Genomic DNA, 26,361 nt, shown 5'->3' with positions numbered 1-26,361 from the left:
GCCAGCAGTGGCGCGCGACCGAATATCAACGAGATGCATCCACCGCCTATGTCTGGCCTCTTCCCTCCGGCGGCGACTTCCAGCCCATCACCGCTTCCGCGCTCCACCGCGCATCCGACAGCGCGGCGATCAGGAAATCGGCCAGGGCGGAGACCTTGGCGGGACGGGCGCGGGCCGTCGGCGTGACGAAATACAAACCGCCTTCGGGCAGCCGCCAGTCGTCGAGGATCGGTTCGAGCTGCCCATCGGGAAAATACTGGGTCGCGGTGAATTCGGGGAGCTCGGTGATCGCCAGCCCCTCGAGCACCGTCGGCAACAGAGCTTCGGCGCTCGTTCCGCGCAGCGGCCCCGTCGGGGTCATCGGATAGTCCTCGCCGGTTGTGCGATGGGTGAAGCGCCAGACCTCGTGCTTCGACCGCTTGGTGTAGCTCAGGCAGGGATGGGCGAGGAGGTCGTGCGGGTGCTGCGGACGGCCGTGCCGCGCAATGTAGCTCGGCGCTGCGACGACGAACCGTCGGACAGGCGCGATCAGCCGCGCGACGAGCGATGAATCCTCCAGGACGGCGATGCGCAGCGCGGCGTCGAAGCCGTCGCCGATCAGGTCGGTCTGCGCATCGGTGAGGTGGAGATCGATGGAAATGTCGGGATAGCGCCGAAAGAACGCCGGCAGCACAGGAGCGACCCAGCGCGTGCCGAAGGACAGCGGGGCCGCGAGCTTCACCAGGCCGCGCGGGCGGCTGGAGGCCTCGCGCGCGACGTCCTCAGCCTCCTCCGCATCCGCGAAGATCTTCGATGCCCGCTCGGCGAGCGTGTGACCATAGTCCGTCAGCGCCAGGCGCCGGGACGTCCGGTTGAACAGGCGCCCGCCGAGGCGTTCCTCCAGGCGCGTGACGGCCCGCGAGACGGTGGCCACCGAGACGCCCATGCTCCGGGCCGCCGCGGCGAAGGAGCGCTCCTCGGCCACCTTGGCGAACATGGCCAATCCCTCGAAGTCGGGCAGTTTCGACATCGCCATTCCTGCAACGATGGATTTCAATCATTTCTATTTCGAAAATTACGCCGCTGCAACATCATCCACCCAACCCGCAGCGAGATGCGGAGATTTCCTTCAAGGAGGCTTTCCATGTTCGCGACCCGTTACCTTCCCCTCGCCGGCCGGCTGATGATCGGCCTTCCCTTCGCCATGAGCGGCCTCGGCAAGCTCGGCGCCTACGGCGCCACGACCGCGATGATCGGTGCCGTCGGCCTGCCCTTCCCGCCACTGGCCTTCGCCGCGGCCGTCGCCGTCGAGCTCGGCGGTGGCCTGCTTCTCGTCGCCGGCTATCGCACCCGCACCGTGGCGAGCGTCCTTGCCCTGTTCTCGCTGGCGACGGCGGTGGCGTTTCACAGCAATTTCGCCGACCAGAACCAGATGATCCACTTCCTCAAGAACGTGATGATGGCCGGCGGCCTCTTGCAGATCGCGGCCTTCGGCGCCGGTGCGCTCAGCATCGACAATCGCCGCGGGACCGGCGCGCTGGGCACGGCCACCGCAGTGGCCGCCTGAGCCCGCCACGGCGTTCTGCCTGATGGGTCCGCCGCCAGCATCCCAACCGGAGCGTGTCGAGAGGGCGCGAGCCGCCCTCGACACCCAGCCCGAGGAAAACCTATGTCCCAGACCGTATCGACCTTGCTGCTGCGCAATCTCCACGACGTGTTCGGTGAGATCGACCCCGTTCGTCGACGCGCGGCGGTCGACGAGATCTTCCACGCGGACGCCGTGTTCTACGACCCCAACAACGGCGTCTTTCGCGGCCGCGACGAAATCGACCGCATCGCCGGCGTGATCAAGGCCACGCATCCCGACTTCCAGTATCGGCCGATCGCCCCGCCCGAGGAGACGGGCGATGGCGGCCGGGTCCGGTGGGTGTCGGGCAACCCTGGCCAGCCGCCGGCCTATGCCGGAACCGATTTCATCATCGCCCGGGACGGCAGGATCGCCGCCCTCTATCTCTTCTTCGACGAGCTTGCCTGAGCCGGACACGACGTCGACCGCGCCGCCGCCCGGCGGCAGGGTCTCATCGCAGATCGGCCATCTCGTAGAGCGGCCGGATTTCGATCTCGCTCGGTCCCGGCATGGGATTGGGGCAGCGCTTCCCCCAGGCGATCGCCTCGTCCATGTCCTTGACGTCCCAGAGCCAGAAGCCGGCGACCAGCTCGCTGGTTTCGGCGAAAGGCCCGTCGATGACCGTGCGGCCGGGACCGTCGAGGGCAATACGCCTGCCCTGCGAGGAAGGCTTGAGGCCGTCGGCCATGCGCAGGATGCCGGCCGCGCGCAGCTCGTCGTTGAACCGGCCCATCGCCTCCATCATGGCGGTCGTCCAGGGATCCGGGGAAAAGCCCTTTTCGCTGTCTTCGGTCGCTTTCACCAGCACCATCACGCGCATCGTCCGTCTCCTCGTTCGAGCCGGCCGCATCGGCCTGGCATTGGAACGACGAACGGGGTTTTCGAAGGCCGACAGCACCCGGCGAATTTTCGACCGGCCGGGCGCGGATGGCCGCCTCCGGGTCAGGGGGCGCGATGACCGGGCGCGCGCCTGGCGGCGGCAGCGCCGACCGGCGGGGACCGGGCGAGCAGGCAATCGGACTTGCGACGGGACGGATCGCTCCGTCACTGGTCGATCTGAGCACAATTGGTGCGGCCCGACGAAACGCAGTTGAGCTTGTCGTTCTCGTCCTTGAGCTCGCTGAACACCCAGACACAGGCGGCGACCAGCAGGGCCACGAAGATCAGAGCGGCAAGGGCAGCGCGGTCGTTCGACCGAGGCGGCCTGTTCTTGTCGGTCGGCATGGCTGCCCTTTCCCGCAACAGATCGAGCCCCCTGCAGCCGGGATTGAGGTGCCCGAGACGGCCGCCGAATGCAACGGGATTTCGGCATGGCATCACGCTGCCTCGGGCGGGCGGCCCCTGGACATCCGCGAAGAGCCAGGGGCCGCCTGCGTGGCGAACCTCCAAGCCCGTGCCCCCCTCAGCGCTTTGAATCGTATCGCCGGCGGTTGTCGTGAATGGTCGCGAGGTTTGCGCGCGCCCACCGCGCCAGCTCCCGCACGGGGACGGACAAGGATCGCCCGAACGCGGTCAGCGCGTATTCCACCTGCGGCGGCGTGGTGGGGCAGACTGTGCGCTCGACCATGCCGTCGCGTTCGAGCGTCTTGAGGGTCCGCGTCAGCATCTGCTGCGAGATGCCGCCGACTTGGCGCTTGAGGTCGTTGAAACGCCGCGGCTGGTCGCGAAGCGCCACCACCACCTGCATCGTCCATTTGTCCCCGACCCGGTTGAGCACCTCGCTGACCTGGCGGCAATCCTGGGGAGCGTCGAGCAGCGTAGGCACATCCATATGACCTGGCCCCAAAAATATGCGTTCTTGGCGGACAGGATATGGTCAACTATCTGGTTCTGGTCAACTTCTTAGACCACCTTGCGCGGCCTGCCAGCACGGAGAAGACCATGATCCTCTATTATGCGCCCGGCGCTTGCAGCCTGGCCGACCACATCGCGCTGATCGAGGCAGGACTGCCCTACAAGCTCGTCAGCGTCGGTCGAGACAAGCGGACGGATGACGGCCGCGACTTCCGGACGATCAACCCCAAGGGCTATACGCCCGCGCTTGAACTCGATGATGGCACGATCCTGACCGAGAACCTCGCCGTTCTCACCTACATCGCCCATCTGGCCGGCAGGCTGCTGCCCGAGGACGGAATCGTCCGCTGGCGGGCCCTGGAAGCCACCTCCTTCATGACGACGGAGATCCACGGCAACTTCAGGCCCTTCTTCCACGGCGCGCCGCAGGCCGAGAAGAACACGGCCCGGCACACGCTGAGCAGGCGCTTCGCAACCATCGACGACCAGCTCGGCGAGAAGCCGTTCCTGGTGAGTGACGGGATGACGATTGCCGACCCCTATCTATTCGTGATGCTGATGTGGGCTGCGACGTTCGGGATCGACGTGTCGGAGCGGCTCAATGCCTATCTCGCGCGGATGAAGACGGAACCCTCCGTCGTCAGGGCGCTCGCGGAGGAAGGGCTCCCGCGATAGGCCGGTTGTTCCGACAGCGTCTGCCTTGGACGCAGGCAGCGCCGTCATCGCATGCCCGGAACGGTCTGAGGCAATGACGCCCCCGACTCGCCCGCCCATGCGCCGTTCCAGCCACGACCCGGCCACGATCTATGCAAGGGGCGTGTAGCCAAAGGCCTCGCCCGATGCGGTGACGGTGCCGACACCGGGAAAATCGAGATGCGCGCCCGCCACGAAGACATCGGGTTGAGCCGCCCGACGCAGCAATGCCTGTCGGGTCGAGCGCGCCTGATCCTGATCGGCATCGAACTCCCAGGTCAGTTCCGGCCTGTCGAACTGGATGGACGGCACGTGGATGACGTCTCCCCAGATCAGGAGCGTCTCACGCCCGCTCGAGACCTCGAACGCGGTGTGCCCGACTTCATGGCCATGGGCCTGAACGGCGGTGATGCCGTCGCTCACCTTGAAGCCGTCTCCAAACGGCAGGCGGCGCTGCCGGAATCGGGCCAGGCGCTCATACGCGTCGAACATCGGGATTTCTTCCTGCGGCACGAGCAGCCGCCGGAGGTTCGGAAACGCATCCGACCCATCGGCCGCCACCAGACCGTTGACGTGGTCTTCGTGCGTGTGCGTGAAGGCCACAGTCCCGATGCTCCCGCGCGCCACGCCCGCTTCGTCGAGCGCGCCGAGCAGCGAGCCCATGGTCGGCAGCCAGGCGTCAGCCGCTCCCGTATCGATCAGGATGTGTTCGCCGCGATCGACGACGAGAAAGGCGTTGACCGATAGACGCAGGCGCCCGTCGACCAAGTCCACCTGCGCCGGCATGTCCGATCCGAAAGGACGATCGCCCGCCTGGCGCAATCGGCTGGAGGGCATGTCGACATAACCGTCTCGAAGAGCGACCACGGCCAGGTCGCCAAGCGCGTATCGAACATAGCCGGCTCCGGAATCGAGCGTCTTCATGCCCCCCTCCTCCGCGTGTTGCCGTCGGAGAGGGGCCGCGCTCGACCTTGGACAACATCGCCCGGCTCACCCCGGACGACCTGGAGAGCCGCTCCAGCGTGAGGTTCGCCCTCTCGGCTCATGCGGACGCGGTCGCCGAAGGCGATGAGGGCATCGCGTGCTTCGGGCAGAGCCCCTTCAGGTCTGCTCATGCGGCTCTGCTCTCCACTCGCGGGATCAGCAGCCATTTTACGAATGGGGCGGGTGCGAGTCACGCCTGGCGGGCCCCGGCTGAGCGCCCTTTCAGCCCAGCCGCACCCAATCGATGGCTTCGAGCACATAGGGAGCAAAGAGGAAATCCCGGATCGCGATGATCCGGCTCTCCGACCAGCCGATCAGGACGAAATGCGCCGGTCTTGCCATCGGGCCGGTGCTGTCGAAGACCAGCATGGCCGGCTGTCCTTCCACCGCGCCGAGGGCGAACCGCCATTTCGTCTCTTCCGCATAGCGCGTGAAATAGAGGCCGATCTTGTCGCGCCCTTCCAGCCGGAGCCGGTTCACCAGATCGAGCTTCACGTCATCGGCGAGCATGGCGCGGATCGCGTCGAAATCGCCGCTCCGGAAGAGATGGACATAGGTGGTGATCTTCCGCCGGTCGGGATCGGAGATCAGCGGCAGCCTCGTGTCTTCGGGCGCCTGCGCCAGTTGCCGCAGCGCAGCGCGCCCGCGCTGCAGCGCCGATTTGGCGGCCGCCGGAGAGCACGCGGCGATGCCGGCGATCTCCTCGACCGAATGCCCCAGGACATCCCTGAGGATCACCGCGCAGCGCTGCAGTTCGGGCAGCCGCAGAAACGTCCGGAAGCTGATCGCGACGATGTCCGCCTCGGGCATGGGCGCCGCTTCGACGTCCTCGGTGAGCGGAACGACCGTGGTCCGGGACCTCTCGCGCAGGAAATCGAGGCTCGCATTATGGGCGATGCGAAACAGCCAGGCCTCGAGATTGTCCACCCCGGCGCCCTGGGCTCGCGCCTGAAGCGCCTTGACGAGGCTATCCTGCAGGACATCCTCGCCATGGACGGCCGATCCCGTCATGCGCGCGCAATAGCGATGAAGGCGCGGGCGCAGCGCTTTGAGGCGATCCTCGAATTCGTCCGTGTTCATGGATCGAGACCTACCGCGCGTCCGCGCTCCGTTCCACCGGGGATCGGACGCCAATGTCGATGAGAATCCTCGACAGGGCGGCCGGTTGCGACAGGAATGGCGAGTGGCTGCTGTCCAATGTGTGGGTCGTCGTCTTGCCGCCGATGGTACCATCGACCGAGGCAATCATGTGATCCTGACCGGCCAATGGAACGGCGCGATCCTGTGTGCAGCGGATGTAATGGCGCTGCACCCTGCCGAATCTTTCCGGCGTGATGGCCGACGGCGCCAAGGCGCCGGCGTTCGATTCGTCGCAATGAAGTTGTGAGGCCATATGCGCGAAATCGGCGTCCGGCACGTCGCCATAGAACGAAGCCCTGAGCAGCGATCTGTAGGCTTCGTCGGTCGATCCGGCATGGATCCTCGTCGCGCCGATGGCGGCGGAGTCGCCGACGAACAGCCCGGGCGCCAGAGCCGAAGACATGGTTTCATGCGGAAGCAATTCGAGCAACGTCATGCCGTTCGGCACCATGAACCCGGCGAGATAGACGACCGCATGAAGCAGGTTCGGCACCTGCTCGGCGACCGCCGAGATCGTCATTCCACCCGCCGAATGCCCGACCAGGACGACCTTGCCATCGCCGAGCGACGCAGCTTGCCTGACCAGCGCGACCACGGGCTGCGTCCGCTCCTCCTGCGTGATGCCGGCGACGGGTGACCGTTCGGCGGCGAACGCAGCGGGGTCGAACGGGCGGCGACCAAGCGACGTCGGCGCGATCGCGTGGACCCCTGCGCCGGGAAGGTCGAGCGTCAACGCCGCGAAGCCGTGGGCTTCAAGGATCGGCGTCACCCTGTCCCACGTCGAATGGTTGTGCCAAGCGCCGTGGACGAGGACAAAAGCTGCTTTGGGTGCCGACATCGCCGGTCTCTCTCCGTTTGATTTGACGATCTTTGCGAACCCGCATGAGCGGCCCCCTCGCCCGCCGGAACGAACGAAGGGGGATGGGTTCAGATATCCATGCTGTCGAAAAGGAACATTTGAACGCCGGAGTCATCCGGCGCCAGAAGGCGGCGATCCGCCCCGGCCGCTCGTCCCTCCGTACTTGCAAACGCTCTTTCGATCGCGGCAAGGTCGTCGAAATGCAGCGTTCCGATCCGATGAACATTGGAAGGTCCCACCGGCGTTGCGATGGGGCCCTCGCTGACCTCGTATCTCCTGAGACCGGGAATTTTCTTGGCGAGAGGCACGTGGATTTCAAAGTAATGCCGGTCGAACGCCTCGACATTCTCGGGTGTCCGATAGATCACCACCATCCGAGCCATTGCGGTTCCCCCTTGCTGCTCGTGTGACGCAAGCTTGGCTGTGCGTTTCACCCTCGCCGGGTTTCGCTCCACACCGCCGAGCCCATGACCGAATCCAGGCTCGCAAGCTCCATGACCTTTGGGACATAGGCCTTCATGCGCGGGTCGCTGCGCATCGCCTCGACGGCTGCGGCGCTCTCCCATTCGGAGTAGATGACGACGCCGGCGCCGTCCTTGGCCGCGACCAGCCGGGTCGTCCTCCAGCCGTTGAGCGTGCGGACCACGCTTTCGGTGGTCTGCTTCAGGAGCGCGATCAGCGCATCCTGCTTCCCGGGTTCGACCTTCAGCAGATTGATCAGAATGACGGACTCGTCTGACATGGCCTGTCTCCTTCGCTTCGGACACGCCAAGGACGATCCGAAGGGTGGAAACGGATCGCGACGCAGAAGATTTTTTGGAAGATCATCTCGAAGGGGTGTGCCGGCGGCGGATCGTCGGCGCAGGCGACATACACGCGGTCTCATGAGCCCACCCGCCGGAGCGAAGCGTCCGTCCTCGCTCCCGCTGTCCGACGCTCATTCCGCGACGAAATCGGTCGAGACCGACACCGTGCGCCATTGCGCCAGGATGGCTCGATCGCCCTCGTGCTTCCTCTCGATCGCCGCCACGGTGTCGCTGCCGAGCGGCAGGCGCACCGGCGGATTCGCCGCGTCTGCAAAGGCGCAGAGCACGTCGGCGAGCTTCGCGGGGTCGCCCGGCCGATTGTGACTGAGGCCGGGCGGGTTTCAAAACGTGAAGCGCGAACGATAGTCCTGCGGCGTGACGGCGAGCAGGCGCAGGAAGCTGCGGCGCATCGTTTCCTCCGAGCCGAAGCCGCAACGCTGCGCGACCCGCTTGACCGGCGTGCGCTGCTCCGAGAGCAGCCGCCGTGCGGCCTCCACCCTCAGCTTCTCGACGGCGCGGGCCGGCGTTTGCCCCGTCGCCTCGGCATAGTGGCGGCTGAAGCTGCGCTCGCTCATGCCCGCCTGATCGGCCAGGACCGAAAGCGTGAGATCGTCGGCCAAGTGCTCGTTGATCCAGTCGTGCAGCGTACCGAATTTGTCGTCTGCAGCCTGCAAGGCCAGAACGGCGCTGAATTGCGCCTGTCCGCCGGGACGCTTGAGGAACACGACGAGGTAGCGGGCCAAGGCGAGCGCCACGGAGCGGCCGAGGTCTTCTTCGACGAGCGCCAGCGCCAGATCGATCCCGGCCGTCACCCCCGCTGAAGTCCACACCGGACCGTCGCTGACGAAAATCGGATCAGGCTCGACGCGCACGGCGGGATAGCGCTGAGCCAGCTTGGCGCAATCCTTCCAGTGAGTCACCGCGCGACGCCCGTCCAGCAATCCTGCCGCCGCCAGCAGGAACGCCCCCGTGCAGACGGAAGCCACGCGCCGCGCCTGCGTCGCCCGCTGCCGCACCCAATCGACCACCACCGGATTTACGGCGGCCGCCTCCACCCCCGGCCCCCCGGCGACGAGCAAGGTATCCAGCGCCTCGCTGCGCCGGCTGAGCGGGCCGGCCGCCAGCGCCACCCCTGCCGAGGACATGACGCCCTCATCGCCCGGCGTCACGAGCTTGAGCCGATAGGGGGGCGCGCCTCCGGCATTGGCGACGAGGTCATTGGCGGAGGCGAACACCTGAACCGGCCCGGTGACGTCGAGCAGCTGCACCGCCGGGAAGGTGAGCACCTCGATGGCGCGAACGGAGTTTGGCGAGAAGCGAGGGGCATTTGGCATTTCCGCCAAACCATGCCGGAGTAGGTTGCTCTTGTCCACCTTGATCTGGGGCCGTTTCCACTTTGGCCGACGAGACAGAAGGAATTTCCTCAATGACAACCAGGATCGACCGGCCGACGCTGCACCACGTCAGCCTCAAGACCGCGCGCCTGCAGGCGATGATCGACTGGTACGGCACGGTCGTTGGATCGAAGCCGAACTTCGAGTTTCCCGGTGGCGCTTGGCTGACCAATGACGGCGCCAATCACCGCATCGCGCTTCTCACCTCATCGAAGATGAGCGACGACCCCGACAAGCTGGTGCACACCGGCATGCATCATCTCGCCTTCGAATACGTGGATTTCAACGCGCTGCTCGACACCTATTCGAGACTGCGCGAACTCGGCATCAAGCCGCATATTTCATTCGATCACGGTATCACGATGTCGTTCTACTACGTCGATCCCGACGGCAACAGCGTCGAGCTGCAGTACGACAACTTCGATGACTGGAATCAGTCGTCCGAGTGGATGCGAACCTCGCCGGACTTCGCAAAGAATCCGATCGGCATCCCCGTCGATCCCGCGAAGATGATCGTCGCCCGGAAGGGCGGCGCGTCCCGCGAAGAGCTGCACCGCCGTGCCTTCGCCGGCGAATTCCCACCCGCCGAGCCGTTCGATCCGCGCCTGCCGATGGATTGATGAAACCGGCGAGATGTTACCGCGAGCGAGCCGGACATTCCGCCCGGCAGGTTCTTCGCCCATTCGCCGATAGGCCGCGCGAACTGTGGCGGGTCGGCGTCATGCATAGCATGTGCGGGCGGCGCTTGCTTGGGCCTCGCAACAGTTGTGCGGAGAGCAATTCAGCCATTGGGCGGAGTCCTCCGGTTGTCGGACTCAAGCCTGCTCCAGGACCGGGAGGCCAACCATGATTCCGCATGACACGCACCTGCATATCGGCTCCCTCCTGTTCGAGGGCATCGACCAGATCGACCTGACCGGACCGTTCGAGGTGTTGTCGCGCATCCCGAACGCGACTTATCGCATCTACGGCAAGACCGCAGCACCGGTTCGGGACGTGAAGGGATTGCGGCTGACGCCCGATGCGACCCTGGCGGAGGCGCCGCCGCTGGATGTGCTCCACATGCCGGGCGGCTATGGCCAGGAGGCCTTGATGGACGACGCCGAGGTGCTGGGCTGGATCCGGCAGCAGGCGTCGAGCGCATGCAGCATGTTCTCGGTGTGCACCGGGGCCCTGATCTGCGGCGCGGCGGGCCTGCTCAGGGGACGGCGGGCGACGACCCACTGGTCGGCGTTTCACCTGCTGCCCCTCTTCGGCGCGATCCCCGTCAACGAGCGTGTGGTCGTCGACGGCGGCTGGATCTTTGCCGCGGGCGTGACGGCCGGCATCGACGGCGCCTTGCGGCTGGCCGCGGAGCTGCGCGGCGACGAGGCCGCGCAGGCCATCCAGCTTCACATGGCCTATGCGCCGGAGCCGCCCTTCGACAGCGGCACGCCGGAGACGGCGCCAGCCGCAATCTTGGAAGAGGCGCGCCGATCAGTGCGGACCATGACGGTGCAGCGCGAACGAACGGCGCGGCGCATCGCCGCCAGGCTCGGCATCGCCGTTCCGGCCGCGGGCCGAGAATGAGCTCGCCGGCCCAGGGCCGCCTCTGGCGAGAACCGAGGGTTAATTGGCGATCCCGCCAGAGGCCGCAGCCTTAGATTGATCCCACGACCAACACCCACGGAGAGCGACCGACATGACGACCTTCCCGGTTCACACGATGGAATCCGCTCCTGAACGCTCGAAGCCGGCGCTGCAGCAATTGCAGTCGGCCTTCGGGATGATCCCCAACATCGCCGGCGCGATGGCGACCTCGCCGGTCCTGATCGGCAGCCTCGTCGGCCTGTTCGGCAAGGTGCACGGCGGCAGCTTCACCGAAGCGCAGGTCCAGGCTGTTCTGCTCACTGACGCGGTGACCAACGCATGCGCCTGGGCCGTCGCATTCCATACGACTCTGGCCCTCAAGGAGGGCATCGACGCCGAGGATGTGCAGGCCATTCGCGACGGCCGCCTGCCCAGGGACGGCAAGCTCGCCGCGCTGTCGGCTCTGGCGAGGACGATGATCGAAAAGCGCGGGCGTCTCGACGATCAGGACATCGGCCGATTCATCGCGGCCGGTTTCGGCAAGGATCATGCGCTGGAGGTCATCGCCATCGTCGCCGCGTCCACGATCACGAACTACACCGGCAGCATCACGAAGCCCCCTCTGGAGGCTCCGTTTCAGGCCCATGCCTGGCAGGGTTGAGAGTGCCGAGCTTCCACGGGACTGCACGGCGACGGTGAGCGGAGGCGGCGCCGATGCGTATGTCGGCGTCTGCCATGGGGTCGAGATCCTCGCTTGTATGGAGCGGCACCGCAATTCCCAGTCGCACAGGCTGTGCGATTGACGGATCTCAAATTGTCATAGGTGCCGCTTCGCGGGTGAATTTTAGCTGGCCGGGGCGTTGATCGCCAATTGCGCGGCGAAAGCCCGCCGGTAGGCCGGCCGTGCCTCGCCGCGGTCGACATAGGCGGCCAAGTTCGGGTACTCGCCCAGGACGCCTGACATCCGCAGGCGGAGCAGCACCGACACCATCAGCAGGTCGCCTGCGCTGAATGCTCCGTCGAGCCAGTCGGCATCGCCCAGGCGAGCGGACAACTGTCCTAGCCGGACACGGATCCGGTCCATGACCAGCGGCAGGCGTTCCCGGGCCCAAGGCTTGTCGCCCTCGACGATCCTGGCGGTTGAGAGATCGAGGATCGGCGGCTCCACCGTGCTGAGCGCGGCGAACATCCATGTGATCGCCCGCGCCCGGGCGTCGGCATCCTTCGGCAACAGGCCCGCATGCTGCTCTGCGATGTGAAGGACGATCGCTCCTGTCTCGAATATGGCGAGATTGCCCTCCTCATAGGTCGGAATCTGACCGAAGGGATGCAGCGCCAGATGCGCGGGTTCCTTCATCGCCGGGAACGAGACGAGGCGAACTTCGTAAGGCTGGCCCACTTCTTCAAGCGCCCAGCGAACGCGCGTATCGCGCGCCAGTCCCTTGCCGCCGTCGGGTGACCGTTCAAAGGCAGTCATGGCGGGGGTCATCGCATCCGCCTGCTTGCCTGAGCCGCCGGTTCTGGCTTCATATGATTGACGAATGAGCTTGTGAGAAGTCGACATCGTTCCTTGGACATCATCGCAGGAGCGACGATCGGCGGACCCCGCTTCCGGCTGGGGTTTGGATGGCTTAGCCTGCCCTCGGTTCAGCCGGACAATCTGCCAGGATGGAGTGACGTGGAAAGGTCGCGCTGGAATTCTTCAATCCGATACGCCATATGACCAGCTGCATGGTCAGGAGCGTGACATGGATGCGATCAATCTGGCGGATGCAAAGGCTCATCTGAGCGAGTTGGTCGACCGCGTCCAAGCCGGGGACTCGATTGACATCACCCGGCGCGGCAAGCCAGTCGCGCGGCTCACGGCCGTGGCCAGGCCGCGCAAGCCGATCGATGCCGCTCTGCTCCGCTCGCTGACGGCAGCCATGCCGCCACAGTTCCAGAGCGCCGCCGAGCTGGTACGGTCGATGCGGGATGGCGACCGCTACTGATGCTCTATCTCGACACGTCGCTGATCGTTGCGGCGCTCTCCAACGAAGCGATGACGCCGCGCGTCCAGACCTGGCTGGCGGAGCAGGACCCGGCACGGCTTCTGATCAGTGACTGGACCATCACCGAGATCTCCTCGGCCATGGCAATCAAGCTGCGGACCGGACAGATCAGCCTCGACCAGCGTGCGGCGGCGCTCGCCATGTTCAACAAGCTGGTCGCCGAGAGCTTCACCGTGCTTGGCGTGGCGGGCGGGCAGGTCCGGGCGGCGGCGAAATTTGCCGATCAGCATGCCCTTGGGCTTCGCGCCGGTGACGCACTGCATCTGGCCATCGCATCGGAGCATGGCGCCACGGTGCATACGCTCGACCAGCGGCTCGTCGAAGCAGGACCGGCGCTCGGCGTGCCGACGCAGTTGCTGGCATGAACCTGCCCCTCCCCATCCTGACTATGCCTGGGGCATTCATGGCCGGCGACTGGACCGACGAGCGGAATGACGCGATCGTCGCGGACTATTCGCGATGCTCGCCGGCGACATCGTTGGAGGTCCGTACAGCATAGCGGAGCACAACGGTGCCGGCGGGGTCGTTCAGGGCCTGCGGCCGCGGAAGGTGCGGCGCAGGTCGCTGACCCAGGCGTCGGGGTTCTCCCAGGGGATGAAGTGGCCGCCCTGATCGTGGGCATTGACGTTGACGTGGTTGAACCACGCGGCCTGCGGGCTGGTCTTGAACGCGTGAATGCGTTCGTTGGCGGTGTGGATGCCGGGCGGGTTCTCGTAGGTGACGAAGGTAAGGCCGACCGGGGCCTGCACGATCGGGGTGCGGTCGTGGGCAGGACTCCAGGGGTAGCGGTTGGCATTGGCGTAGTACCGCATCGAGGTGGCGATGGAGTTGTTCACCCAGTAGATCGTGGCGTGGGTGAGCATCTCGTCCCTGGTGAAGACGGACTCGACGTCGCCGCCGTTGTCGCTCCAGGCGTTCCAGCGCTCCAGAAGCCAGGCGAGCAGCCCGGCGGGTGAGTCGCTCAGCCCATGGGCCAGGGTGGCGCCGTCGAGCATGTGCACGGCGAGGTGGGGCGCAAAGCGGTGGTCCAGCGCGATGATGCGGGCGCGGACATCAGCGGACTGCTCTTCGGTCAGGGGCCGTTTCCGGGCGAAGTCCCAGGCGCGGGGGCCGGTGAAGAAGTCCAGCGGCAGCCCCGAGCCGATGTGGATGCCGTAGAGCTCGTCGGCATATTTGTGGCCGAGCTGGCTGGAGACGATCCCGCCGATATCGCAGCCCCCGGCAGCGTATTTCTCGTATCCCAGGGTCTCGGTCATCAGGGTGTGCCAGAGGTCGGAGACCTTCCAGAAGTTGACGTCGGGAAAGCCGGTGAGCGGGCCGGGGAATCCAAAGCCCGGGAGGGACGGCACGATGACCTCGAACGCATCGGCGGGATCGGCGCCGAACGCGGCCGGGTCGGCGAGCGGGTCGATCACCTTCGACCAATGCCAGAACGTCCACGGCCAGCCATGCGTGAGGATCAACGGGATCGGCCGCGGGCCACGACCGGGCTTGCGCATGAAGTGCACCGGGACACCGGCGACGCTCACCTGATAGTGCTCATAGGCGTTGATGGCGGCCTCGGCCTGGCGCCAGTCATAGCCGCCGCGCCAATAGGCGACCAGCTCACGCAGATAGCCGTCCGGCACGCCGTATGACCAGTCCGCATTCCGCTCGTCCAGCGGCGGACGAGTCAGCGTGAGACGAGCACGCAGGTCATCGAGGACCTCGTCGGACACACGGATCGGGGTGGGCTCCAAGGGAAAGGTTTTCGGGGCAGTCATCGCGTCATTCCTTGCTATCTGGGCACCGCGGTGTCGTCGGCATGGCGCGGTGGAGGCGATACCGTCAGATCGCGCGAAGGATTTGAAGGTCGCCCACCGAACGTCGCTGAATGTCGGTGCGATAAAATCAATTTTGTCAGATGCTTGCAGCGTATTCTGGCGTGGTCCCGGATCTCACTGGAGGGCAAGGATCACTCCCGCTCGATCGTGCCGGGCGGCTTCGACGTCACATCGTACACCACCCGCGGAACGACTGTCTGCCCAACCCTGCGCTTCGACAACGAAGGTGCGGTGACGGGAGCGGACCAAAAGCGGGCGGCCCGCGGGCGTCCAGGACTCAGCGAAAACGATGAAGCGGCATGCAGGGAACGATTGGGCCCCGAATTGAGGCACCCGCCCGTCAGAGCCTATTTCAGCGTTGCGCAGCACCTCGCCGCGAGCGCCTCGACACACGTGACAGGAAAGGGGACGGCAAGCCCTCGTCGCCTCGAGTTGACATCCTTCCTACTAGTTGGTAGGTAGCGCCATGAAAAGTCCACAGACCAAGGCCGATGACATTCTTCGCTGTGCCCGCTCCCTGATTGTCAGGGGCGGCTACAACAGCTTCAGCTACGCCGATATTTCCAGTGTGGTCGGCATTCGCAATGCGAGCATTCACCACCATTTTCCCAGCAAATCCGATCTGGTCCGCAAACTGGTTGCACAGTACCGGGAGGAAGCCGAAGCCGGGATCGCCGAGCTCGAACGAAATGTCTCCGATCCACTGGAACAACTTCGCGCTTATGTCGGCTATTGGGAGAGGTGCATCGCTGATGCGACTCACCCGTTCTGCGTCTGCGCCTTGCTCGCCGGCGAGATTCCGGTTCTTCCCGAAGCCGTCGCTCTCGAAGTGCGCGCGCATTTTCGAAGACTCTCGGACTGGCTCGCCTCCGTCCTGGAGCGCGGCGCCGCGCAAGGCCGCCTCGCGCTGACCGGGACCGCCAAGGCCGACGCTGAAATGCTCATGGCCACCGTGCATGGCGCGATGCTTTCAGCGCGCGCCTACGGCGATGCCGAGACCTTTGGCGCGATAACCCATCCCTTGCTGGAGCGCGTCGCCGCCTGAACATTCGAACGTCGCCAGGGGCGTGAATGCATGCCCCAGTTGTCTACCGACTAGTAGATAGACAGCGCCGAGCCCGCAGATCTGTCAGCGGCAGACGCCCTGCCCGACCACCCCGTCCCTTTGGATGAGAAAGGCAATCTCTCATGTTCGGAATTTCTCCGCTCGGCTGGATCCATACGCTCGGGAGCCTGCCAGCCATTCCTCCGGCCTTCTACATGTTGGCCCGTCATGGCCGAATCGTTCCCCGATCCACGCCGGGCGCCATCTATTTTGTTTCCATGCTTATCGGCGCCGCGACGGTCTTCCTCGTGGCACATCAGCCGGTCAGCTACGGCATCGGCACCGTGACCATCCTGCTCCTGCTTGCAGGTTACGGGATCGAACGCTTTCTGGGTTCAACGCGCACAGCCAGATATATTGAAACCATCTGTCTCAGCCTGAGTGCGTTTCTTCTGATGCTGCCGACCGTTACCGAGATCCTGCGCCGTGTTCCGGACGGCCACCCCTTGGTGACCGACCTGAAATCGCCGCTGCTTCTCGGCGCTCAGGGGGCGCTGTTGGCTCTTCTCGTCGTCGGCTTGACGGCCCAGATCATCTATCTGGCAAGGCAGGGCAAGACTGCCGCGAACCGGTCGTAACGCCCTATCGCCCGCGGCAGCCGTTCTCCCCGGCAGTTGCCATGGGCGAACACCCCGGCGCGTAGCACGGCGAGCGACGCATCCTTGTCGCATCGAGCCGTCCACGCCACTGAGCGCCCATGGCCTGTGAAAAGCGGGCGCGCAACGCCTCGGTCATGGGGAGTGGCACCGGAATCTGCGCATTGCGGCCGCGCCGGTGAAGGAGCATGCCTCGGAGATCGGCACGAAAGCTGTCTGATTGCCGACTGGGGATTTCAACGCCACGGTTGTCCCCCCGACGCGACTCCCTTCGGTCCTTGGTCCAAACGTCTGCCGAGGCGAACTTCGCAAGCTGCCGGAGCGCAAGGCTGGCAACATATGCCAAAGCGTTGCAAGTCCATATCTTACTCGATCACTTGCCCTTTGCCGTCAGTGCGTTCCAGGCGGCATGCGAGTCCATGTAGTCTCGCCAGCGCGCGATCTTTCGGTTCTTGAGCTCGATGATCGAGCAGAAGCGATTTTCATACGTGGCGCCCGTCGCAAGGATCGTCCCGTGGATGTCATACTCGATCACCACGACGCGGCCGCCGTCAGCCTTGTTGACGAACAATTCGTCCGCGGATCGCAGCCGGATGCTGCCGACATATCCTTGAAATTGAGCCATCAGCTCGGCGCGGCCTCGAACCACAAGAGGCCAGCCCAGGTCGTAGCGAACCTCGTAGGCGATATCGTCGGCGACAACATCGAAGAAATGCTCGCCATCGACCAGTTCCCCCAGCGCCTTTCGAACCAGCGTGAAATACGGTTCCGCACCGGCATAGGCGGAATATTTCTTCTCAGGCATTCCCGTTGCTCCGTGGAAACCGCTGGACCAAGAAACAGGAACGGTGCCGCTCTCCTATCGGCGTTTCCGGGCCACCGCTCGTCCGACCCCGTCAGTCGATAATGATGTCGGCGCCTTCGGCCTTCAGCCTGGCGAGACCGTCCTTCATCTGCTGTAGCCTTTCAGGCGCGTGCCCTTGCCAATTGGTGACCTCGCCTATCACCCGCAGCGGATCGCGAGAACGATAGGACAGCGTCGGGTTGCCGGGAAACTTCTTGTCGGTAACATTGGGATCGTCCTCGATCGGCCCGGTGGGCTCGACGACATAGATCCGTTCCCGTCCGTCGCCGACGGCCAGTTCAGCCCCCCAGATGGCAGCATCCAGCGTGGCGGCGAAATACACCCAGGACAGCGGCCTGCCTTCGGTAAAGTTGGACGGGCGGCCTACGATGATCGCATCGCCGGCTTTCAGATCGGCTCGCGTGCCGTGGAAGAACGATTGTGAAAATACGCTCGCAGTTCCTGACATCAATATGTGATTCCTTCTGTGAGAACTGTGTCGACGCGCGCGACCACGCCCGCCGTATCGACGGCTTCCCCGACGGACATCGCTTCGCCGCGCCCAAGAACCACCGAAGCAGCGGCGAAATGCAAGTCGTCGATCGGATCGGCCCGACGATATTGTAGGATGGTGGACACGCCGCCTGCGATCTCTGCCGGCCTCGCGTGGAGGGATCGCAGCTCGGCTTCCGACCGGATTGCGGCAAGCGCAATCGGCAACCCACCGCGCGTCAGTCGCGCGAGATGGACAGCCCCGCGAGAAGCGGCGCGTACGCGGCGAGCCTGCGGGATACGAACTCCGTGAAGAGCCGCACGCGCTTCGTCTTGCGTGTCTCCCCCTGTGTGAGAAGCCAGAGCGTTCCGTACAGGTGCAGGTCGGTGCCCGGCACCCTCACCAGGAGGGGGTCGGCATCGCCGACGAAGCACGGCAGTGTCGTGATCCCGAGCCCTTGCCGTACAGCATCGATCTGCGCCTCGCCGTCCGTGGTCCTGAACGGAACCCCCGTGGCGCGAACCTCGCTGGCCCAGTCCGGGATTCCATGACTGCTGATGACGATCCACCGGATGGGATCCGGCGCGCCCGCACGCCACGCAGCGAGTCGATCGCGGGACATGTAGACGGCGCCGAACAGCTCCGGTCCCTTCAGGCCGTGAAGATTGAGCGGCAGGGTCTTGCGGTCGTAGACGACGCGGATCGCGACGTCGGCCTCTCGGTTGGTCAGATTCGCCAGCTCGCCGGACGACAGGATTTCCATCTCGATGTCCGGATGCAGACGCGCGAAATCGGCGAAGTCCGGCATGAGCAGGTGTGTCGCGAGGGTCGGTGCCAGTGTCACCCGCAGAAGCCCGCGCACGCTCTGGTCGCGCCCGAAGACGCGCGTCTCCAGCTGGTGCGACGAGGCTTCCATCTGGTTCGCGAGCTCGAGGACCTCCTCCCCCGCAGCCGTCAGGCGGTAGCCCGAAGGCAGCTTTTCGAACATGTGCGCCCCGAGGCGTTCCTCGAGCTGGGCGATGCGCCGCAGCACGGTTGAATGATTCACCTCGAGGCGCGCGGCGGCAGCCCGCACCGAGCCTCCGCGCGCGACGGCGAGAAAGTAGCGAACGTCATCCCAGTCGATCATGGTGCAATTCGGCACCGCGAGGTGCGCCTTCCAAAGCCCGTGTCCAACACATCGAACGGCATCTCGTATGTAGGTGGCGCGGGGCTGTCATCATAACCCATGCCGACAAACACGGCCCAATTCCGAACGGCGGGCGCCGATCGCGGCTGGCGTCAGCCGTCCACCCGGTTGGATTTCGCACCACCGATGTGCGCGCTTCCGCACTCAACGCCTGACTTTCGCGGGCCCATTTCGAGGCTCTCGGGGTCGTCCCCGAACGGTCAAAGACGGCGCTTGAAAGGAAAAGTCATGGGAAAGCTTGAGGGTAAGGTTGCAGTCGTCACGGGTGGATCGAGCGGCATGGCGCTGGCGAGCGCCAGGCGGTTCGTCGAAGAAGGCGCCTATGTCTTCATCACGGGCCGACGGCAGGAAGCGCTCGACGAGGCCGTCAGGCTGATCGGCCGGAACGTGACCGGCGTGCGCGGCGACGCGGCGGATCTCGACGACCTCGACCGCCTGTTCGACACGGTCAAGCGGGAAAAGGGCAGGATCGATGTCCTGTACGCGAGCGCCGGCAGGGGCGAAGCCGTCCCCCTGGGCGAGATTACCGAGCAGCATTTCGATGCGACCTTCGGCCTGAATACGCGCGGCACGCTGTTCACGGTTCAGAAGGCGCTGCCGCTGTTCAACGACGGCGGATCGATCTTCATGACCGGGTCCGTTGCTTCGGTGAAAGGCTTTCCTGGTTACAGCGTGTATGCGGCGAGCAAGGCGGCGTTGCACGCATTCGCACGCGGGTGGCTCAACGAGCTGAAGGGCAGGAATATCCGGGTGAACGTGCTGCACCCCGGGCCGATCGCCACACCGATGCAGGACGAGGTTCTCACCGAGGAAGCGAAGCGGATGTTCGAATCCCTGATCCCGCGGGGAACGATGGGTCGTCCTGAGGAAATTGCCGCGGCCGCGGTGTTTCTTGCGTCTGACGATTCCAGCTTCGTGAATGGCGTGGAGTTGTCTGTCGACGGTGGCTTCTCGGCCATCTGACGTCGCGCCCGATCGCGGGAAGCGGCTGACCACCCGGCCGCGCGGAAGTCGTTCACGGCAGGACGTCCGCGCGAAGGTCCCCACACAGCGGAACGGATGACCCAGCGCCCTCGAGGGCCGGGACATCGATATCAACACGGAGAAAGCACTATGAGCTATGCGATTGTCGGATTCGGTAAGATTGGCCAGGCCCTCGCCCGGGCCTTCGCCCGTAAAGACATCGACGTGACCGTCGCGAGCCGCCGGCCGCCCGAGGCGTTGGCGCCGCAGGCTCGGGCGATTGGGCCCACGGTCGTCGCCAAGACGCTGCGGGATGCGCTCGAGGCCGACACGATCATCCTGGCGGTCCCGTTCGGAGAGCATCGCGAGGTTGCGAAGGCCCTGCCGAGCTGGAAAGGCAAGACGGTCATCGATGCGATGAACGCGTTGGTTCCCCTCGAGGAGCTGGACGGTCTCCTGTCCTCCGCCTTCGTCGCGAAGGCGTTCACCGGCGCCAAGCTCGTGAAAGGCTTCAATCACCTGATTGCGGCCACCCTGGCTGCCGATCCGGTCGTCGAGGGCGGCCACCGGGTCGTCTTCCTGTCGAGCGACGACGAGGACGCGACCGCTCCCGTGGCGGCCTTGGCCAAACAACTCGGGTTCGCACCCGTCAAGCTGGGGAAGCTCAACGAGGGCGGCGCGCTGGTGCACGCGCGCGGCCGCATCTGGGGCCCGCTCATCTTCCAGGATTTGTTCAAGAAGGAGCAGTGATCGGCGTATCGGCGCCGTTCGAAGAGCGGGGAGGCGCCCGACGGAGCGGCAGAACTGCGGGTCGCTTGGACTCTATCGACGACTATCGATAGCCTAGGATTCGCCCGAGCGCCCCCTGCTATCCGCTACTACTCCGCGGTACTCCCCCTCATTCCCACTCGATGGTCCCCGGCGGCTTCGACGTCACGTCGTACACCACCCGGTTGATCCCGTTCACCTCGTTGATGATCCGCGTCGCCGCCCGCCCGAGGAACGCCATGTCGAACGGGAAGAAGTCCGCGGTCATGCCGTCCACCGAGGTCACGGCGCGCAGGGCGCAGACGTGGTCGTAAGTACGGTAGTCGCCGATGATTTCGCGCACGAAGTTGGCGAGGAGCCTGGCCCCCGTCGGGCGTGTGCGCCACCTCCGGAGGGAACATGGTGGTGTAGAAAAATTGCGGCGACCTACTCTTTTGGACTCCACTTCGATACGGCACTTCCGCTCGGTGACAGCACGCGATCCTCTGGGATGAACGACGCGATTGACGCTGGACCAACCCGTAGGCTGGGTGGGTTCGCGCGCGCCCCCGCCGTGAAGAATGACAAGCCAAAAATCTGCTTGAGCATGTCGCATACATACTACGTGTCGGCCATTACACACGCTAAAGCTGCACGAAAGATAAACCGTTGGCCTCCACCACTGACCGGCACGCCTCGCCTCCGAACGTTCATCGAGAGGTCCCCTCCCCGAGTCATCGTCCTCTCGCCGGCCTGTAATCTCGCAGCCGGCAAGCCATAGGATCAAGCGATGACATACAATCAGCACCTTTCGGCTAGCATGCACGGCGGCGATATACGGATCTGGAAACATGGAGAGTTTCCCATGCCTGATTGGGTGCCACGGCATATGGCCGGGGGCATCGAAGCAAACGGAACCTTCGTACTGGAGACGGAACTGGGCCGCGCCCGTGTCCATCTTGGAAACATTGTCATAGAACACCGCGGCACCGCTTGGGTGCGCACGATAGAGGATGCTGCTGATTTTATCGAAGGCCTAAAGATAATCACGGAGCCGACGATCGCAAATGTCGGTCCTGGGAAAGTCCACCAGTTTGGAACGGGCAAACGAGCGACGAGCAAAGCAAAAAAGAAGCCCTCGAAGTTGATCGACTATCGCGCGCGCTATTCGCCGCCCGTCGGCTCGCAACCGTCGATCGAGTGGATCCATCTGAATAGACTCTCGATCGATGGCGCTTATCAGAGGTCAACCGACAACGAAGCCTCGCGCAGACTGATCACAAGCATAGCCGCCAAGTTCGATTGGCGCTTGTGTGCACCGCTGGTCGTCTCCCGACGCGCTGACGACACGCTCACGATCATCGATGGTCAACACCGATGGATGGCCGCTTCAAAAAGGGACGATATTCCCCAGCTCCCGTGCTGCGTCTTCAGGTACGAGAGCACCAAAGAGGAAGCGCGCATGTTCATCCTTGCCAATCGAGCACGAAAGCCGATGAACCGGCTCGATGACTATTTCGCGGCTCTTGCCGCAGCGGACGAAGACGCACTCGAAATCCAGCAACTCGTCGCTGACGCAGGACTGCAGGTGGCCCGCAATACATCGTCGAGCGCATGGCGCCCAGGTGAAATTGCGTTCACTTCAGCTATGGCGAGTTCGGTCCGAAGGTTTGGCCCAGCGATTACCTCGGCCGTACTCACGAATATGGCCGTGGCTTTCCCAAATCAGAAGCTGACGCACGGTGGAGCAATTTTCGGCGGCCTTGTTCGGATTATGTCCCGGCCAGGACCTGACTTCGATCCCGATCGTCTCGTGAGCGCACTTCAAACTCGAACGGCCGACGAGTGGGGATTGTATGCAGCTGGGCTGAAAGGCGGAGATATGCGGGTAGCCGCTCTCCACGATGCCATAATGGACACCTATGATAAGCAAGCCTTGGATGAAGGGACGTCAGAGGAACGAGCATTAGCCCTTTAATTGAAACTTGCCACGATAGGAGCGCTCCGGCGTTGCGTCGGAGCGCTCACGGTAACGATAGGGAAAGAAGAGATATGTCTGCGTCGTATCGCGCTTGTGATGATGATTCACTCTATTCTTGTTCAGCCATACTCACATGGTTACCTACGTGGCACAAATTCGTGCTACGATATGTCATCATAATACCCACCATTAAGGCGATGAAGGGGTCGACTGGCCGTATGTAGCAGAAAATATCGTATCGGCCAGCCATCGCCTGAATTCCGGATTGTCGCTGAACTGCTTGAAAAGCTCCGTGTCGTCCTTCATCAATCCGATAATGACGTTTCCCAGCGCCTTGTCGTGTTCGATGCGGGCGTTTTGTCTATCAGAATTTTTCTTCGCATTTTGATAGGCGGTATTGGCGGCGACTTTGTCCGGAATCTCGGTGGCGATCAACCGCCGGATACGGTCGGCGTCCTCCCAGGTGATGTTGCCGAACAGATCGTTGAAATTTCGAATGATGTTGGAAAGCCGGTCAAGTTCAGGGGCCACTCTATGGCCGCCGCCATCGGTGGGGACGGGATCGATCTCGACGTCCTGATCGGCCAATTGCACGTGCTGGACCGCCTGTTTCTCGACTCGGTAACTGTCCATATCGATCGCCTCGAGGATGCCCTTCGAGAGGTCTTCTTCACGCGGCGCAGGTAGCTTCGGCACCAGAAAGTTGAGGAAGATCGAGAGCTTCTCCCAATCGGCGTTCGTGAAGGGCAGGATCGAGGAGATGAACGCGTACGTCCTGGTGAATGCTTTGGCCTTTCCCTTGAAATCAACCTGTCCGTCCTCATCGAGGTCCGCTCTGTACGCCGCAACGCACGCATCCAAGATCGGGTCGAGCCGATCTCGGTCGGCGCCTGCGAGATAGAATTCAACAAGCCGGTCTACGTGATCGGTTTCGTAGACCTCATATTCGTCCAACGCCGCCTTCAGGTCGTGCAGCCGGTTGGGATCCGTCTCATCGCTGAGGATAGTCGTGCGATAGAAGGTCTCGAACGACGAGCGGATCGTCTCGATGTCGTTCATGAAGTCGAGCACGAATGCGTCATACTTCTGCGGATGGGCCCGATTCAGCCTCGAAAGCGTCTGTACCGCCCTGACGCCTGAGAGCGCCTTGTCGACATACATCGTATGAAGCAAAGGCTGATCGTAGCCGGTCTGAAATTTGTCGGCGCAGATCAGGAATCGGTACGGATCTTTCTCGATCTGATCAGCAATGTCCTTGGAAGGGAAGCCGTTCAAGTCCGCTTCCGTAACCTTGGCTCCTCCAAACTCGTATTCGCCCGAGAAGGCGACGATTGCGCGATAGGGACTCTTGCGTTCGGCGAGATAGGTACTCATCGCGTGGAAATACTGGATAGCTCGCTCGATACCAGAGGTCACCACCATCGCGCGGGCCTGACCGCCGATCTTGTTCAGCGCGAGAACCTGCTCATGAAAATGATCGGCCATGATTTCCGCCTTGAGGCGGATGGCGTGGTCATTGCTCTCGACATAGTGGCGTAACTTCTTGGTGGCACGCTTGACATCGAATTCCGGGTCGACGTCGATCGTCTTGACCAGTCGATAATAGCTGTCGACCGGTGTGTAGTAGCGGAGTACGTCTAGAATGAAACCCTCGTCGATCGCCTGCTTCATTGTATAACTATGGAACGGGCGGTGCTTGACTGCATCGCCTTCCGGATGATGCTCACCGAATATTTCTAAAGTCTTGTTCTTGGGCGTCGCGGTGAAGGCAAAATAGCTCGCGTTCGGGAGCATCTTTCGCTGCTCCATGATCGTGTTGATCTTGTCCTCGATGGTCTCGTCGTCATCACCCTCCCCCGCTCCGGTCAGGGCGGCGTTCAGGGCTGCGGCTGCCTTGCCGCCTTGGCTGGAATGAGCTTCATCGATGATGATTGCAAAGCGGCGATTCTTATGTTGCGCACCAATGTCATCCAGGACGAACGGGAATTTCTGGACAGTCGTAATGATGATTTTCTTGCCGTCCGCGATGAAGCGTCGGAGATCACCGGAGTGTTCGGCATGGCCGACCGTCGCACCCACTTGCGTGAACTGCTTGATGACGTCACGGATTTGCTGGTCGAGTATCCGCCGGTCGGTCACCACGACCACCGAGTCGAACACCTGACCTGTGCTGTTTGCGAGCCGCACGAGTTGGTGTGCCAGCCATGCGATTGAGTTCGACTTTCCTGACCCCGCCGAATGCTGGATCAGCACACGCCGGCCGGCACCTTTTTCTTTGGCATCGGCCAGCAGTTTGCGGACCACATCGAGCTGATGGAAGCGCGGGAAGAGTTGGTCGCGCTTGACCCGGCCCGACCTGGCATCCTTGCGCTCGACGATCTGCGCGTAGTTCTCGATGATGTCGGTAAGCCCCAGCGGCGTGAGAATGTCCCTCCAGAGATAGTCCGTCTTCAATCCGTTGGGATTGGGCGGATTGCCCGCCCCATCGCTCCATCCCTTGTTGAACGGCAGAAACCAGGACGCTTTGCCCTTCAGCTGAGTGCAGAACATCACCTGGGCATCGTCCATCGCAAAATGGACCATGCAGCGGCCGAACTCGAACAGCTTCTCGCGGGGATCACGGTCGCGCCTGTACTGCTCGACTGCATCCTCGACCGTCTGCTTCGTGAGGCTGTTCTTCAGCTCGAACGTCGCGACAGGCAAGCCATTGACGAACAGAGCCAGATCGAGAGCACGAGCTGTGTCGTCGCGGCTGTAGCGAAGCTGGCGCGTGACCGAGAACCGATTCAGCGCGAAACGCTCTGCGGCTTTCGGATTGCCGAGCGACGGGGTGCCATAGAACAGGTCGATGTCATGCTGGCCATGCTTGATCCCATGCTGCAAAACGCCGATCACGCCGCGCTTGCCGATCTCACCTTGCAGGCGGGCCAGGAATTTCTGGCGGACCGGGCTGTCGCTATCAAGGTCGAGCGCCAGCAGCAGGGACGGCTGAGTCGCCGCGATGAAAGCACGCAATTGGACAAGATCGACGGTCCAAGCTCGATCATAGGCTTTCGGATCGCCCAGCAGCCAATTGTGCAGTCCGACGAAAGGCTCGGGATCCTCCGAGAACCCTTCATCGGAGCCTGGGGTCGAACGTCCCGTCATGTCTCGGACAACGAGCTCTTCAAGACCGCGCTCGCTCATGTCTGTGGTGGGATTGCCGGGTGCGTCGACTGGCTCTGCGCCTAAAATCGGGATGTCTTCCAGGAACGCCAACATATCCATGTCGCGTGCAGCCACTCCCGCAAGAAGCTTGTCGGCGCCATGTTTCGGCATCATCAGGCGGACTCGGATGCTGTTTGCCGGAGAAACGGACAAGATCGAAATCTCGCCGACGCGCACCCCAACATAGGCAGCAACGATGGAGACCAATCGCGTTCGCTCGCCTGGCGTCATGCTGTCGGGCGTTGGCATCCCGACGATGAGATCGACGATGACCTTTTGCTCGATTGAGATTGGTATATTGGGGTTTGTTCTGAGGGCGCAGGGGTCATGCTTGTACGCCTTGAGAGCCTGCTCACCCCAGTGTTCCGCGTCAGCCCTCTGATGACAATTGGCACAGAGAGCGAGCAGGTTCTCGATGCTATGATCGCGGCTCCTGCTCCACGGGCGAATGTGCGCTCGTTGAAGAGGCGTCGGCTCGCAGCAAACGGCGCAGCGATGGCGCGCCTCCAGCAAGACC

The 26,361-nt window shown here is 63.7% G+C and carries 30 protein-coding genes and 3 pseudogenes; 13 read left to right on the top strand and 20 right to left on the bottom strand.

What is annotated here, in order from left to right; genetic code table 11:
• Positions 1–46 precede the first annotated feature (46 nt).
• Positions 47–1,009: a LysR family transcriptional regulator gene (locus QO011_RS07330; RefSeq protein ID WP_307269713.1), complete on the bottom strand. Its 963-nt coding sequence runs from the start codon at positions 1,007–1,009 to the stop codon at positions 47–49.
• Between the two features lie 114 nt (positions 1,010–1,123).
• Here QO011_RS07330 and QO011_RS07325 point away from each other — a divergent pair, with 114 nt between their 5' ends.
• Positions 1,124–1,546, top strand: coding sequence for a DoxX family protein (locus QO011_RS07325; RefSeq protein ID WP_307269710.1), 423 nt, complete (start codon positions 1,124–1,126; stop codon positions 1,544–1,546).
• A 102-nt stretch (positions 1,547–1,648) separates the two neighbouring features.
• The gene (locus QO011_RS07320; RefSeq protein ID WP_307269705.1) at positions 1,649–2,014 is read left to right on the top strand and encodes a nuclear transport factor 2 family protein; all 366 of its coding nucleotides are present in this window, start codon (positions 1,649–1,651) and stop codon (positions 2,012–2,014) included.
• Positions 2,015–2,057: 43 nt separating this feature from the next.
• Here QO011_RS07320 and QO011_RS07315 read toward each other — a convergent pair whose 3' ends face one another.
• From QO011_RS07315 to QO011_RS07305, 3 genes are all read right to left on the bottom strand, one after another.
• Positions 2,058–2,426, bottom strand: a complete 369-nt coding sequence (locus tag QO011_RS07315; RefSeq protein WP_307269702.1) for a YciI family protein — start codon at positions 2,424–2,426, stop codon at positions 2,058–2,060.
• 224 nt (positions 2,427–2,650) lie between these two features.
• Positions 2,651–2,830 carry a hypothetical protein gene (locus QO011_RS07310; RefSeq protein ID WP_307269699.1) on the bottom strand — a complete coding sequence of 60 codons (180 nt, stop codon included), beginning with the start codon at positions 2,828–2,830 and terminating at the stop codon, positions 2,651–2,653.
• Between the two features lie 178 nt (positions 2,831–3,008).
• Positions 3,009–3,377 (bottom strand): winged helix-turn-helix transcriptional regulator, encoded by a 369-nt coding sequence (locus QO011_RS07305; RefSeq protein WP_307269696.1) that lies wholly within the window; start codon positions 3,375–3,377, stop codon positions 3,009–3,011.
• Between the two features lie 41 nt (positions 3,378–3,418).
• On the opposite strand from QO011_RS07305, the gene QO011_RS07300 reads away from it, so the two are divergent.
• The gene (locus tag QO011_RS07300; protein ID WP_307269693.1) at positions 3,419–4,075 is read left to right on the top strand and encodes a glutathione S-transferase N-terminal domain-containing protein; all 657 of its coding nucleotides are present in this window, start codon (positions 3,419–3,421) and stop codon (positions 4,073–4,075) included.
• A gap of 129 nt (positions 4,076–4,204) precedes the next feature.
• On the opposite strand, the gene QO011_RS07295 is transcribed toward QO011_RS07300, so the two are convergent.
• The 8 genes and pseudogenes from QO011_RS07295 to QO011_RS07265 form a co-directional block, all read right to left on the bottom strand.
• Entirely contained in the window at positions 4,205–5,017 is an 813-nt protein-coding gene (locus QO011_RS07295; protein ID WP_307269690.1) for an MBL fold metallo-hydrolase, read from the bottom strand.
• 16 nt (positions 5,018–5,033) lie between these two features.
• Positions 5,034–5,120, bottom strand: a pseudogene (locus QO011_RS42515) (helix-turn-helix domain-containing protein); the annotation flags it as partial.
• Between the two features lie 179 nt (positions 5,121–5,299).
• Complete coding sequence (locus tag QO011_RS07290) at positions 5,300–6,211, bottom strand: sigma-70 family RNA polymerase sigma factor (RefSeq protein WP_307269688.1); 912 nt, start codon at positions 6,209–6,211, stop codon at positions 5,300–5,302.
• Positions 6,168–7,055, bottom strand: a complete 888-nt coding sequence (locus QO011_RS07285; protein ID WP_307269685.1) for an alpha/beta fold hydrolase — start codon at positions 7,053–7,055, stop codon at positions 6,168–6,170. Before QO011_RS07285 ends, QO011_RS07290 begins: the two co-directional genes overlap by 44 nt.
• A gap of 89 nt (positions 7,056–7,144) precedes the next feature.
• On the bottom strand, positions 7,145–7,450 hold the full coding sequence (locus QO011_RS07280; RefSeq protein ID WP_307269684.1) for an EthD family reductase: 306 nt from the start codon (positions 7,448–7,450) through the stop codon (positions 7,145–7,147).
• A gap of 56 nt (positions 7,451–7,506) precedes the next feature.
• Positions 7,507–7,818, bottom strand: a complete 312-nt coding sequence (locus QO011_RS07275) for a putative quinol monooxygenase (RefSeq protein WP_307269682.1) — start codon at positions 7,816–7,818, stop codon at positions 7,507–7,509.
• 195 nt (positions 7,819–8,013) lie between these two features.
• Positions 8,014–8,211 (bottom strand): annotated as a pseudogene (locus QO011_RS07270) (short-chain dehydrogenase/reductase); the annotation flags it as partial.
• A gap of 12 nt (positions 8,212–8,223) precedes the next feature.
• Positions 8,224–9,216 (bottom strand): GlxA family transcriptional regulator, encoded by a 993-nt coding sequence (locus QO011_RS07265; protein ID WP_307270917.1) that lies wholly within the window; start codon positions 9,214–9,216, stop codon positions 8,224–8,226.
• A 92-nt stretch (positions 9,217–9,308) separates the two neighbouring features.
• Between QO011_RS07265 and QO011_RS07260 the strand changes: the two genes are divergently transcribed.
• From QO011_RS07260 to QO011_RS07250, 3 genes are all read left to right on the top strand, one after another.
• Positions 9,309–9,896 (top strand): VOC family protein, encoded by a 588-nt coding sequence (locus QO011_RS07260; RefSeq protein WP_307269680.1) that lies wholly within the window; start codon positions 9,309–9,311, stop codon positions 9,894–9,896.
• A gap of 226 nt (positions 9,897–10,122) precedes the next feature.
• Positions 10,123–10,845 carry a DJ-1/PfpI family protein gene (locus QO011_RS07255; protein WP_307269679.1) on the top strand — a complete coding sequence of 241 codons (723 nt, stop codon included), beginning with the start codon at positions 10,123–10,125 and terminating at the stop codon, positions 10,843–10,845.
• Positions 10,846–10,957: 112 nt separating this feature from the next.
• The gene (locus QO011_RS07250; protein WP_307269678.1) at positions 10,958–11,506 is read left to right on the top strand and encodes a carboxymuconolactone decarboxylase family protein; all 549 of its coding nucleotides are present in this window, start codon (positions 10,958–10,960) and stop codon (positions 11,504–11,506) included.
• Between the two features lie 183 nt (positions 11,507–11,689).
• Here the strand turns inward: QO011_RS07250 and QO011_RS07245 are convergent, their stop codons facing one another.
• Complete coding sequence (locus tag QO011_RS07245; RefSeq protein WP_307270915.1) at positions 11,690–12,334, bottom strand: glutathione S-transferase family protein; 645 nt, start codon at positions 12,332–12,334, stop codon at positions 11,690–11,692.
• A gap of 259 nt (positions 12,335–12,593) precedes the next feature.
• Here QO011_RS07245 and QO011_RS07240 point away from each other — a divergent pair, with 259 nt between their 5' ends.
• Together QO011_RS07240 and QO011_RS07235 are read left to right on the top strand one after the other, a co-directional pair.
• Positions 12,594–12,836 carry a type II toxin-antitoxin system Phd/YefM family antitoxin gene (locus QO011_RS07240; protein WP_307269677.1) on the top strand — a complete coding sequence of 81 codons (243 nt, stop codon included), beginning with the start codon at positions 12,594–12,596 and terminating at the stop codon, positions 12,834–12,836.
• Positions 12,836–13,261 carry a type II toxin-antitoxin system VapC family toxin gene (locus QO011_RS07235; protein ID WP_307269675.1) on the top strand — a complete coding sequence of 142 codons (426 nt, stop codon included), beginning with the start codon at positions 12,836–12,838 and terminating at the stop codon, positions 13,259–13,261. Before QO011_RS07240 ends, QO011_RS07235 begins: the two co-directional genes overlap by 1 nt.
• A 162-nt stretch (positions 13,262–13,423) precedes the next feature.
• Here the strand turns inward: QO011_RS07235 and QO011_RS07230 are convergent, their stop codons facing one another.
• A complete protein-coding gene (locus QO011_RS07230) occupies positions 13,424–14,659 on the bottom strand; it encodes an epoxide hydrolase family protein (RefSeq protein WP_307269673.1) in 1,236 nt (411 codons plus the stop codon).
• 526 nt (positions 14,660–15,185) lie between these two features.
• Between QO011_RS07230 and QO011_RS07225 the strand changes: the two genes are divergently transcribed.
• Positions 15,186–15,764, top strand: coding sequence for a TetR/AcrR family transcriptional regulator (locus tag QO011_RS07225; RefSeq protein ID WP_307269672.1), 579 nt, complete (start codon positions 15,186–15,188; stop codon positions 15,762–15,764).
• Between the two features lie 143 nt (positions 15,765–15,907).
• Positions 15,908–16,402 (top strand): hypothetical protein, encoded by a 495-nt coding sequence (locus tag QO011_RS07220; protein WP_307269671.1) that lies wholly within the window; start codon positions 15,908–15,910, stop codon positions 16,400–16,402.
• A 391-nt stretch (positions 16,403–16,793) separates the two neighbouring features.
• Here the strand turns inward: QO011_RS07220 and QO011_RS07215 are convergent, their stop codons facing one another.
• From QO011_RS07215 to QO011_RS07200, 4 genes are all read right to left on the bottom strand, one after another.
• Entirely contained in the window at positions 16,794–17,225 is a 432-nt protein-coding gene (locus QO011_RS07215; RefSeq protein ID WP_307269669.1) for a nuclear transport factor 2 family protein, read from the bottom strand.
• A 91-nt stretch (positions 17,226–17,316) separates the two neighbouring features.
• The gene (arr, locus tag QO011_RS07210) at positions 17,317–17,733 is read right to left on the bottom strand and encodes an NAD(+)--rifampin ADP-ribosyltransferase (protein WP_307269667.1); all 417 of its coding nucleotides are present in this window, start codon (positions 17,731–17,733) and stop codon (positions 17,317–17,319) included.
• Positions 17,733–17,903, bottom strand: a complete 171-nt coding sequence (locus QO011_RS42510; protein ID WP_370881918.1) for a hypothetical protein — start codon at positions 17,901–17,903, stop codon at positions 17,733–17,735. The genes arr and QO011_RS42510 overlap by 1 nt, the downstream gene beginning before the upstream one ends.
• 92 nt (positions 17,904–17,995) lie before the next feature.
• The gene (locus QO011_RS07200) at positions 17,996–18,886 is read right to left on the bottom strand and encodes a LysR family transcriptional regulator (protein WP_307269666.1); all 891 of its coding nucleotides are present in this window, start codon (positions 18,884–18,886) and stop codon (positions 17,996–17,998) included.
• A 288-nt stretch (positions 18,887–19,174) separates the two neighbouring features.
• Here QO011_RS07200 and QO011_RS07195 point away from each other — a divergent pair, with 288 nt between their 5' ends.
• Positions 19,175–19,909: an SDR family NAD(P)-dependent oxidoreductase gene (locus tag QO011_RS07195; protein WP_307269663.1), complete on the top strand. Its 735-nt coding sequence runs from the start codon at positions 19,175–19,177 to the stop codon at positions 19,907–19,909.
• A gap of 150 nt (positions 19,910–20,059) precedes the next feature.
• A complete protein-coding gene (locus QO011_RS07190) occupies positions 20,060–20,659 on the top strand; it encodes an NADPH-dependent F420 reductase (RefSeq protein ID WP_307269661.1) in 600 nt (199 codons plus the stop codon).
• A 148-nt stretch (positions 20,660–20,807) separates the two neighbouring features.
• Here QO011_RS07190 and QO011_RS07185 read toward each other — a convergent pair.
• Positions 20,808–21,011, bottom strand: a pseudogene (locus tag QO011_RS07185) (GMP synthase (glutamine-hydrolyzing)); the annotation flags it as partial.
• A gap of 510 nt (positions 21,012–21,521) precedes the next feature.
• Between QO011_RS07185 and QO011_RS07180 the strand changes: the two are divergent.
• Positions 21,522–22,634 carry a DUF6551 family protein gene (locus QO011_RS07180; RefSeq protein WP_307269659.1) on the top strand — a complete coding sequence of 371 codons (1,113 nt, stop codon included), beginning with the start codon at positions 21,522–21,524 and terminating at the stop codon, positions 22,632–22,634.
• 192 nt (positions 22,635–22,826) lie between these two features.
• On the opposite strand, the gene QO011_RS07175 is transcribed toward QO011_RS07180, so the two are convergent.
• Positions 22,827–26,357 (bottom strand): type I restriction endonuclease, encoded by a 3,531-nt coding sequence (locus QO011_RS07175; protein ID WP_307269658.1) that lies wholly within the window; start codon positions 26,355–26,357, stop codon positions 22,827–22,829.
• Positions 26,358–26,361 lie beyond the last annotated feature (4 nt).

Origin of the sequence: Labrys wisconsinensis (assembly GCF_030814995.1) — a bacterium.
Lineage (GTDB): Bacteria > Pseudomonadota > Alphaproteobacteria > Rhizobiales > Labraceae > Labrys > Labrys wisconsinensis.
Note: the sequence above shows the minus strand (reverse complement) of the source record. Positions and strands in the feature narration are given on the sequence as shown.

What these genes read in the sequence shown, in the direction of transcription:
- QO011_RS07225 (WP_307269672.1), top strand. Translation starts at nt 15,186, where the DNA reads ATGAAAAGTCCACAGACCAAGGCCGATGACATTCTTCGCTGTGCCCGC.
- QO011_RS07230 (WP_307269673.1), bottom strand. Translation starts at nt 14,659, where the DNA reads ATGACTGCCCCGAAAACCTTTCCCTTGGAGCCCACCCCGATCCGTGTG.
- QO011_RS07295 (WP_307269690.1), bottom strand. Translation starts at nt 5,017, where the DNA reads ATGAAGACGCTCGATTCCGGAGCCGGCTATGTTCGATACGCGCTTGGC.
- arr (WP_307269667.1), bottom strand. Translation starts at nt 17,733, where the DNA reads ATGTCAGGAACTGCGAGCGTATTTTCACAATCGTTCTTCCACGGCACG.
- QO011_RS07215 (WP_307269669.1), bottom strand. Translation starts at nt 17,225, where the DNA reads ATGCCTGAGAAGAAATATTCCGCCTATGCCGGTGCGGAACCGTATTTC.
- QO011_RS07265 (WP_307270917.1), bottom strand. Translation starts at nt 9,216, where the DNA reads ATGCCAAATGCCCCTCGCTTCTCGCCAAACTCCGTTCGCGCCATCGAG.
- QO011_RS07250 (WP_307269678.1), top strand. Translation starts at nt 10,958, where the DNA reads ATGACGACCTTCCCGGTTCACACGATGGAATCCGCTCCTGAACGCTCG.
- QO011_RS07305 (WP_307269696.1), bottom strand. Translation starts at nt 3,377, where the DNA reads ATGGATGTGCCTACGCTGCTCGACGCTCCCCAGGATTGCCGCCAGGTC.
- QO011_RS07200 (WP_307269666.1), bottom strand. Translation starts at nt 18,886, where the DNA reads ATGATCGACTGGGATGACGTTCGCTACTTTCTCGCCGTCGCGCGCGGA.
- QO011_RS07315 (WP_307269702.1), bottom strand. Translation starts at nt 2,426, where the DNA reads ATGCGCGTGATGGTGCTGGTGAAAGCGACCGAAGACAGCGAAAAGGGC.
- QO011_RS07245 (WP_307270915.1), bottom strand. Translation starts at nt 12,334, where the DNA reads ATGACCCCCGCCATGACTGCCTTTGAACGGTCACCCGACGGCGGCAAG.
- QO011_RS07325 (WP_307269710.1), top strand. Translation starts at nt 1,124, where the DNA reads ATGTTCGCGACCCGTTACCTTCCCCTCGCCGGCCGGCTGATGATCGGC.
- QO011_RS07330 (WP_307269713.1), bottom strand. Translation starts at nt 1,009, where the DNA reads ATGTCGAAACTGCCCGACTTCGAGGGATTGGCCATGTTCGCCAAGGTG.
- QO011_RS07255 (WP_307269679.1), top strand. Translation starts at nt 10,123, where the DNA reads ATGATTCCGCATGACACGCACCTGCATATCGGCTCCCTCCTGTTCGAG.
- QO011_RS07195 (WP_307269663.1), top strand. Translation starts at nt 19,175, where the DNA reads ATGGGAAAGCTTGAGGGTAAGGTTGCAGTCGTCACGGGTGGATCGAGC.
- QO011_RS07260 (WP_307269680.1), top strand. Translation starts at nt 9,309, where the DNA reads ATGACAACCAGGATCGACCGGCCGACGCTGCACCACGTCAGCCTCAAG.
- QO011_RS07220 (WP_307269671.1), top strand. Translation starts at nt 15,908, where the DNA reads ATGTTCGGAATTTCTCCGCTCGGCTGGATCCATACGCTCGGGAGCCTG.
- QO011_RS07190 (WP_307269661.1), top strand. Translation starts at nt 20,060, where the DNA reads ATGAGCTATGCGATTGTCGGATTCGGTAAGATTGGCCAGGCCCTCGCC.
- QO011_RS07240 (WP_307269677.1), top strand. Translation starts at nt 12,594, where the DNA reads ATGGATGCGATCAATCTGGCGGATGCAAAGGCTCATCTGAGCGAGTTG.
- QO011_RS07180 (WP_307269659.1), top strand. Translation starts at nt 21,522, where the DNA reads ATGCCTGATTGGGTGCCACGGCATATGGCCGGGGGCATCGAAGCAAAC.
- QO011_RS07275 (WP_307269682.1), bottom strand. Translation starts at nt 7,818, where the DNA reads ATGTCAGACGAGTCCGTCATTCTGATCAATCTGCTGAAGGTCGAACCC.
- QO011_RS07310 (WP_307269699.1), bottom strand. Translation starts at nt 2,830, where the DNA reads ATGCCGACCGACAAGAACAGGCCGCCTCGGTCGAACGACCGCGCTGCC.
- QO011_RS07235 (WP_307269675.1), top strand. Translation starts at nt 12,836, where the DNA reads ATGCTCTATCTCGACACGTCGCTGATCGTTGCGGCGCTCTCCAACGAA.
- QO011_RS07285 (WP_307269685.1), bottom strand. Translation starts at nt 7,055, where the DNA reads ATGTCGGCACCCAAAGCAGCTTTTGTCCTCGTCCACGGCGCTTGGCAC.
- QO011_RS07280 (WP_307269684.1), bottom strand. Translation starts at nt 7,450, where the DNA reads ATGGTGGTGATCTATCGGACACCCGAGAATGTCGAGGCGTTCGACCGG.
- QO011_RS07320 (WP_307269705.1), top strand. Translation starts at nt 1,649, where the DNA reads ATGTCCCAGACCGTATCGACCTTGCTGCTGCGCAATCTCCACGACGTG.
- QO011_RS07300 (WP_307269693.1), top strand. Translation starts at nt 3,419, where the DNA reads ATGGTCAACTATCTGGTTCTGGTCAACTTCTTAGACCACCTTGCGCGG.